Here is a 6,876-nt window from a genome sequence, read left to right as displayed (position 1 = left end):
GGGGGAGATCAGTCTGCATCGACCGCATCACGTAATAACGCTCGGCGCCGAGCGGCCGGTATGCTTTTTGATGCCGGCGATCTCGTCGGCCGCCGCGATCAGGTCAGCCAGCGCTTCCTGCGTCTCGATGTCGTGCCTGTCTGCGTCCGGCTCGTAGCGCTCGATATAGACGCGCAGCGTCGCGCCCGACGTGCCCGTGCCGGAGAGGCGGAAGACGACGCGCGAGCCGCCGGTAAACAGAACCCGCACGCCCTGCTTTTCGCTCACCGATCCGTCGACCGGATCGTGATAGGCGAAATCGTCGGCAGCCTCGACCGTCAGCCCGGCAACCGTTCGGCCGGGCAGGTTAGGCAGCGCCGTGCGCAAAGCATCCATCAGCCGGTTCGCGGCATCCGTCTCCACGCCCTCGTAATCGTGCCGCGAATAGTAGTTGCGGCCGTAAGTCTTCCAGTGACCACGCACGATCTCGGCGACACTCTCCTTGCGCACGGCGAGGATATTCAGCCAGAGAAGGACGGCCCAAAGCCCATCTTTCTCGCGCACATGGTCCGAGCCAGTGCCCGCACTTTCCTCGCCGCAGATCGTTGCGAGCCCCGCATCGAGCAGATTGCCGAAGAATTTCCAGCCCGTCGGCGTCTCGTAGATGCCGATGCCCAGCTTCTCGGCCACCCGGTCGGCCGCCGCACTCGTCGGCATCGACCGCGCGATGCCCTTCAGCCCGTCGCTGTAGCCCGGGGCCAGGTGGGCGTTTGCGGCAAGCATCGCGAGCGAGTCGGAAGGCGTGACGAACATGCCCCGGCCGATCACCAGGTTGCGATCGCCATCGCCATCCGAAGCGGCGCCGAAATCGGGCGCGTCGTACGACATCATCAGGTCGAAGAGGTCGCGCGCATGAACGAGGTTCGGGTCGGGATGGTGGCCGCCGAAATCGGGCAGCGGATCGGCATTGCGTGCCGTTCCCTGCGCCGCGCCAAGCCTTCGCTCGAGAATCTCCACCGCATAGGGCCCGGTCACGGCGTGCATGGCGTCGAACACCATCCGGAAACCGGACGCGAACATCGCCCTGATCGCGTCGAAGTCGAACAGGCTTTCCATGAGCTCGGCATAGTCGGCAACCGGATCGACGACCTCGACAGTCATGTCGCCGGCCGAAAAGCTGCCCACCGTGTCGAGATCGATGTCAGGCACATCCGCGATCGCGTAGCGGTCGATCTCGCGACTGCGGGCATAGATCGCTTCGGTGACCTTTTCCGGCGCGGGGCCGCCATTGCCGACATTGTACTTGATGCCGAAATCCTCGTTCGGCCCGCCCGGATTGTGGCTGGCCGAAAGCACGATGCCGCCGAAGGCTTCGTTCTTGCGGATGAGATGCGACGCGGCCGGTGTCGACAGGATCCCGCCGCGCCCGACGATCACCCGCCCGAAGCCGTTGGCCGAGGCCATCTTGATCGCGATCTGGATCGCCTCGCGGTTGAAGTAGCGGCCATCGCCGCCGATCACCAGCGTCTCGCCCCGGTAGCCCGCCACCGAATCAAAGATCGACTGGATGAAGTTCTCGACATAGTTCTTCTGCTGGAAAACCGGCACCTTCTTGCGCAGGCCGGACGTGCCCGGTTTCTGGTCGTCATACGGCGTGGTCTCGACGATCGAGATCATATGCAAAGTTCCTCTGTCATGCGGCCAGCGAGCGGAACAGCGCGACATAGTCCCGTGCGCTCGCCTGCCAGGATACGTCCGTCTTCATGCCCTGCTTCTGCATCGCTGTCCAAGCCCCGCGATCGGCGAAAACGCCGCACAGGCGCTGCACCGCGCCGACAAGCGCGTCCCCCGATCCAGGGGCGAACTGGAACCCGGTTGCCACGCCTGCGGAGAGCGCGGCATGGTTAGCGTCGATCACTGTGTCGGCAAGTCCCCCCGTGCGCGCCACCACCGGAACGCAGCCGTAGCGCAACCCGTAAAGCTGCGTCAGCCCGCACGGCTCGAACCGCGACGGGATCAGGATCGCATCTGCGCCGCCCTGCAGGAGGTGCGACAGCCCCTCGTCATAGCCGACCACCACGCCGATCCGGCCGCGATGGCGTGCGGCCCCTGCCAGCAGCGCGCCCTCGAGCCCCTGGTCGCCGGAGCCCAGCACCGCCAGCCGTGCGCCGAGGCCGGCAATCGCGTCGAGCTCGGCCGCGAGAATATCCATGCCCTTCTGCCACGTCAGGCGGCTGACCACGCACAGAAGCGGGCTTGCATCGGGGTCGAGGCCGAAACGCTGCTCCACGGCACGTCGGTTCTTGCCCCGCGCCTTGAGCGATTTCGCCGAAAAGGTCTCCGCCAGATGCGGGTCGGTCTGCGGGTCCCATTGCCCCGTGTCGATGCCGTTCAGGATGCCGTGCAGATGCCCGGCCCTCAGATTTATCAGCCCGTCGAGCCCCATGCCGAATTCGGGCGTGCGAATTTCCTGCGCGTAGGTCGGGCTGACGGTCGTGATCGCATGCGCCGCCTGCAAGCCGGCCTTGAGGAAGCCGACGCCGCCGAAATATTCCACGCCGTCGAGCGCCATCGCCTGTGGCGGCAGGCCGAGCTCGGGGAAGATCGAGGCGGGAAACTGCCCCTGAAAGGCCAGATTGTGCACCGTCATCACCGAGGGCGGAGATGGCCGCTCGTCATAGCGCAGATAGGCCAACGTCAAAGCCGCCTGCCAGTCATGCGCATGAACGATGTCGGGCCGGAGGTCTCCGACGGCTCCGCTCGCCACATCGGCCGCGGCACGCGCGAATGCGGCAAAGCGGCGCCAGTTGTCCGGCCAGTCGACCCCACCGCCATCGCCGTAGGCTCCGCCCGGCCGGTCGAATAGATGCGGGGCGTCGAGCACGATCAGGTCGAGCCCGTCGAGCGTGCCGGCGACAATCCGCGCCTTGCCGCCGAAGAGGTCGGCATAGCTGTGCAGCGCCTTCGTCTTCTTCGGCAGCCGCGCAAGCACCGAAGGATAGCCGGGCAGCATCGTCGACACCGAGACGCCGAGTGCTGCCAACGCCCCCGGCAACGCACCGGTCACGTCGGCCAGCCCGCCCGTCTTGACCAGCGGAAACACCTCGGATGCGACAGAGAGGATTTTCATGGCGCGCGGACCTCGGGCGAACGGTCTTGACGTTGCCCCCCTCTGTCCTGCCGGACATCTCCCCCACGAGGGTGGAGATCAGCCAGCGGCGCGGGTTTCGCTAATCGGCGACGTGGCAGAACAAGTGACGAGAGCGAAGCTGCCAATCTCCCCCCGTGTGGGGGAGATGTCCGGCAGGACAGAGGGGGGCAATATAGAGCGAGGACTTTATGCAACCGATCACTCCAGCCGGTCGATCATCTTCTGCGTGATCAGGCATACGCCCTTTTCCGTACGTCTGAAACGCTTCGCGTCGAGCTTTGGATCCTCGCCGACCACCAGCCCCTCGGGAATCTTCACGCCACGGTCGATCACCACGCGGGAAAGCTGCGCGTTGCGGCCGACATGGCAATTGGGCAGCACCACCGCCTCGTCGAGCGAAGAGAACGAGTTCACCCGCGCGCCGGTGAAGATCAGGCTGCGCCGCAGCGCAGCGCCCGAGATGATGCAGTCGCCCGCCACCAGCGACGAGATAGCCGAGCCTCGCCGCCCTTCCTCGTCGTGGACGAACTTCGCCGGCGGCTTGATCTCGGCATAGGTCCAGATCGGCCAGTCCCGGTCGTAGATGTCGAGTTCGGGCGTGATGTCGGTCAGGTCGATATTGGCTTCCCAATAGGCGTCCACCGTGCCGACGTCGCGCCAGTAGGCTTCGCGTTCAAAGCTGGAACGTACACACGAGGTGGCGAAGCGATGGGCTACGGCCTTCCCGTTCTTGACGATGTAGGGGATGATGTCCTTGCCGAAATCGCGGCTGGAGTCCTTCAGTTCCGCGTCGCGGCGAAGCTGGTCCATCAGGAAGGCGGTGCGGAAAACGTAGATGCCCATCGAGGCCAGCGCGAAGTCCGGCTTGTCGGGAATGCCGGGCGGATCCGCGGGTTTTTCGACGAAGGCGATGACGCGGTCCTTCTCGTCGACATGCATGACGCCGAAGCCGGTCGCTTCCATGCGCGGCACTTCCAGACAGCCGATGGTGACGTCGGCACCCTGGTCGACGTGCTGGCGCAGCATCAGCTCGTAATCCATTTTGTAGATGTGGTCGCCGGCCAGGATGACCATGTATTCGACGCCGTAATCTTCGATGATGTCGGCATTCTGGAACACCGCATCGGCGGTGCCCTCGTACCACTGCGTTTCAGAGACGCGCTGGCTCGCCGGCAAGATGTCGAAGCTCTCGTTGCGCTCCGGCCGGAAGAAGTTCCAGCCGCGCTGCAGGTGGCGGATCAGCGAATGCGCCTTGTACTGGGTGGCGACGCCGATACGCCGGATGCCGGAATTGAGCGCGTTGGAGAGCGCGAAATCGATGATGCGCGTCTTGCCGCCGAAATAGACCGCCGGTTTTGCACGTACGTCGGTCAGTTCGGCAAGCCGGCTCCCTCTGCCGCCAGCGAGCACATAGGCCATCGCGTCGCGGGCCAGCGGCTGTGGTCGTTTCTGTTCCATCGTTCCCTCCTCCTCCCGACCTTTACGGTTCGTATTCAAGCATGATCGTCGCGAGCGGCGGCAAGGTCATCCGTGCGACGATACGACCCCCATCCTCCGCAACCGCCTCGACCGCGCCGCCATTGCCCTGCCCGCTGCCGCCATAGTCGCCTGCATCGGTGTTGACGATCTCACGCCATGTTCCGGCGTTCGGCAACGGCACGCGGTAGTCAGAACGAGCGACCGGCGTGAAATTGGAGATGACCGCCACCGGCGGCGCATCGGGCGCCATGCGCAGCCAGGCGAAAACCGAGTTCTGCGCATCGTCGGCGATCAGCCAGCGAAAACCTTCCGGCTCGCAGTCGCGCGCATGCAGCGCCGGCGTTTCGCGATAGGCGTGGTTGAGATCCCGCAGCAGGCGCCGCACACCCTCATGCGCCGGCGCTTCCAGCAGATCCCAGTCCAGCGCGCGCGCCTCGCTCCATTCGCGGCGCTGGGCAAATTCCTGCCCCATGAACAGGAGTTTCTTGCCGGGATAGCCCCACATGAAGGCGTAGTAGGCGCGGAGCGTCGCAAATTGCTCCCAGTCGTCGCCCGACATCTTGGAAAGGAGCGTGCCTTTCCCATGCACGACCTCGTCATGGGAGAGCGGCAGGACGAAATTCTCGGAGAACGCGTAGAGAAGGCCGAAGGTGATGTCGTTGTGATGGTGCTTCCGGTGCACCGGCTCGCGCGCCATGTATTGCAGCGTGTCGTGCATGAAGCCCATGTTCCACTTGAAGCCGAAGCCCAGCCCGCCTTCGTGCACAGGATGCGAAACCTTGGGCCATGAGGTGGATTCCTCGGCGATCGTCATGATGCCGGGATGGGAGCCGTAGACGGCCGCGTTCATCTTCTGCAGGAAATCGACGGCCTCGAGGTTCTCGCGGCCGCCCAGCTCGTTGGGTATCCACTCGCCCGCCTTGCGCGAATAGTCGAGATAGAGCATCGAGGCGACGGCATCGACCCGCAGCCCGTCGAGATGGTATTTCTCGGCCCAGAACAGGGCGTTGTTGACGAGATAGGCCAGTACCTCGCGCCGGCCGAAATTGTAGATCGCCGTGTTCCAGTCCGGGTGGAACCCCTTGCGCGGGTCGGCATGTTCGTAAAGCGCGGTGCCATCAAACCGCGCCAGCCCGTGCGCATCGGTCGGGAAATGCGCCGGCACCCAGTCGAGGATCACCCCGATGCCGGCCCTGTGCGCGCCGTCGACGAAGCGCGCGAACCCCTCCGGCTCGCCGAAACGCGCCGTCGGCGCGTAAAGGCCGGTCGTCTGGTAGCCCCATGACGGATCGTAGGGATGCTCGGTGATCGGCAGGAACTCGATATGGGTGAACCCCATGTCGACGACATAGGGGATCAGCCTTTCGGCCAGTTCGTCCCAGGTCAGGAAGGACCCGTCGTCGTGGCGCTGCCAGGAGCCGGCATGCACCTCGTAGGTCGAAACCGGCTGCCGGCGCGCATCGGCATCGCGCCAGAAACTGCGATGCGCCGCGTCACCCCAGTCGTGGGCAGGCGAATGGTCGGTTATCGAACCCGTCGCCGGGCGCAGCTCGGCGCGGAACGCGAACGGGTCCGCCTTCAGCGGCACGCGCTTTCCGTCCGGCCCGACGATCTCGTATTTGTAGACGCGCCCGGCGTCGATGTCGGGCACGAACACTTCCCAGATGCCGGTGTCGACGCGCCGGCGCATCGCATGCCGCCGCCCGTCCCACTCGTTGAAGTCGCCCACCACCGAGACGCGCTGCGCATTCGGCGCCCACACCGCGAAGTGCACGCCATGCGCGCCCTCATGGTCGATGACATGCGCGCCGAGCTTGTCGAACAGCCGCAGATGCGAGCCTTCGCCGATGTAGTAGTCGTCCATCGGCCCGAGTACCGGCCCGAACGAATATGCGTCGGTCACCCACCACTCGCCGCCGGCATTGCGCGCCAGGTATTTCAGTGGCTGGCGCTTGCGGATCGTCAGCCTGCCGTCGAAGAAGCCCGCATCGTGACGGCGCAGGAGTTCGGCTGCCCGTTTGCCGGCGAGCGTGAAGGCGGTGACGCTTTCCGCGTGAGGAATGAAGCAGCGCGCGAGAAGCCCTTTCTCGCCCTCATGCACGCCCAGCACCGCGAAGGGGTTGCCATGGGAGCCGGAAACGACGGCATCAATGTCGCCCTGCGGCGTCAGCGCCATCTTCCCTTCGGGTTCCCTCCTCCCGGATGCTGTCATCTGGACGCGGCCTTCTCCTCCACCGAACTCACAAGCCCCAGCGTTTTCCTCACCC

General features: G+C 65.1%; 4 protein-coding genes. All 4 read right to left on the bottom strand.

What is annotated here, in order from left to right; all coding sequences use genetic code 11:
- Nucleotides 1–27 precede the first annotated feature (27 nt).
- On the bottom strand, nucleotides 28–1,656 hold the full coding sequence (locus tag V1479_RS17420; RefSeq protein WP_368804063.1) for an alpha-D-glucose phosphate-specific phosphoglucomutase: 1,629 nt from the start codon (nucleotides 1,654–1,656) through the stop codon (nucleotides 28–30).
- 16 nt (nucleotides 1,657–1,672) lie between these two features.
- Nucleotides 1,673–3,109, bottom strand: coding sequence for a glycogen synthase GlgA (gene glgA, locus V1479_RS17415; RefSeq protein ID WP_368804062.1), 1,437 nt, complete (start codon nucleotides 3,107–3,109; stop codon nucleotides 1,673–1,675).
- A gap of 219 nt (nucleotides 3,110–3,328) precedes the next feature.
- Nucleotides 3,329–4,588 carry a glucose-1-phosphate adenylyltransferase gene (glgC, locus tag V1479_RS17410; RefSeq protein WP_368804061.1) on the bottom strand — a complete coding sequence of 420 codons (1,260 nt, stop codon included), beginning with the start codon at nucleotides 4,586–4,588 and terminating at the stop codon, nucleotides 3,329–3,331.
- A 22-nt stretch (nucleotides 4,589–4,610) separates the two neighbouring features.
- Nucleotides 4,611–6,785, bottom strand: a complete 2,175-nt coding sequence (gene glgB, locus V1479_RS17405; protein WP_438620739.1) for a 1,4-alpha-glucan branching protein GlgB — start codon at nucleotides 6,783–6,785, stop codon at nucleotides 4,611–4,613.
- Nucleotides 6,786–6,876: the final 91 nt, after the last annotated feature.

It is taken from the genome of Neoaquamicrobium sediminum, assembly GCF_040970315.1.
Classification (GTDB): domain Bacteria; phylum Pseudomonadota; class Alphaproteobacteria; order Rhizobiales; family Rhizobiaceae; genus Aerobium; species Aerobium sediminum.
This window is presented reverse-complemented; position numbering and strand designations above follow the sequence as displayed.

Bases quoted from the DNA above. Each gene is read 5' to 3' on its own strand.
- V1479_RS17420 (WP_368804063.1), bottom strand. From the start codon at position 1,656: ATGATCTCGATCGTCGAGACCACGCCGTATGACGACCAGAAACCGGGC.
- glgA (WP_368804062.1), bottom strand. From the start codon at position 3,109: ATGAAAATCCTCTCTGTCGCATCCGAGGTGTTTCCGCTGGTCAAGACG.
- glgC (WP_368804061.1), bottom strand. From the start codon at position 4,588: ATGGAACAGAAACGACCACAGCCGCTGGCCCGCGACGCGATGGCCTAT.
- glgB (WP_438620739.1), bottom strand. From the start codon at position 6,785: ATGGCGCTGACGCCGCAGGGCGACATTGATGCCGTCGTTTCCGGCTCC.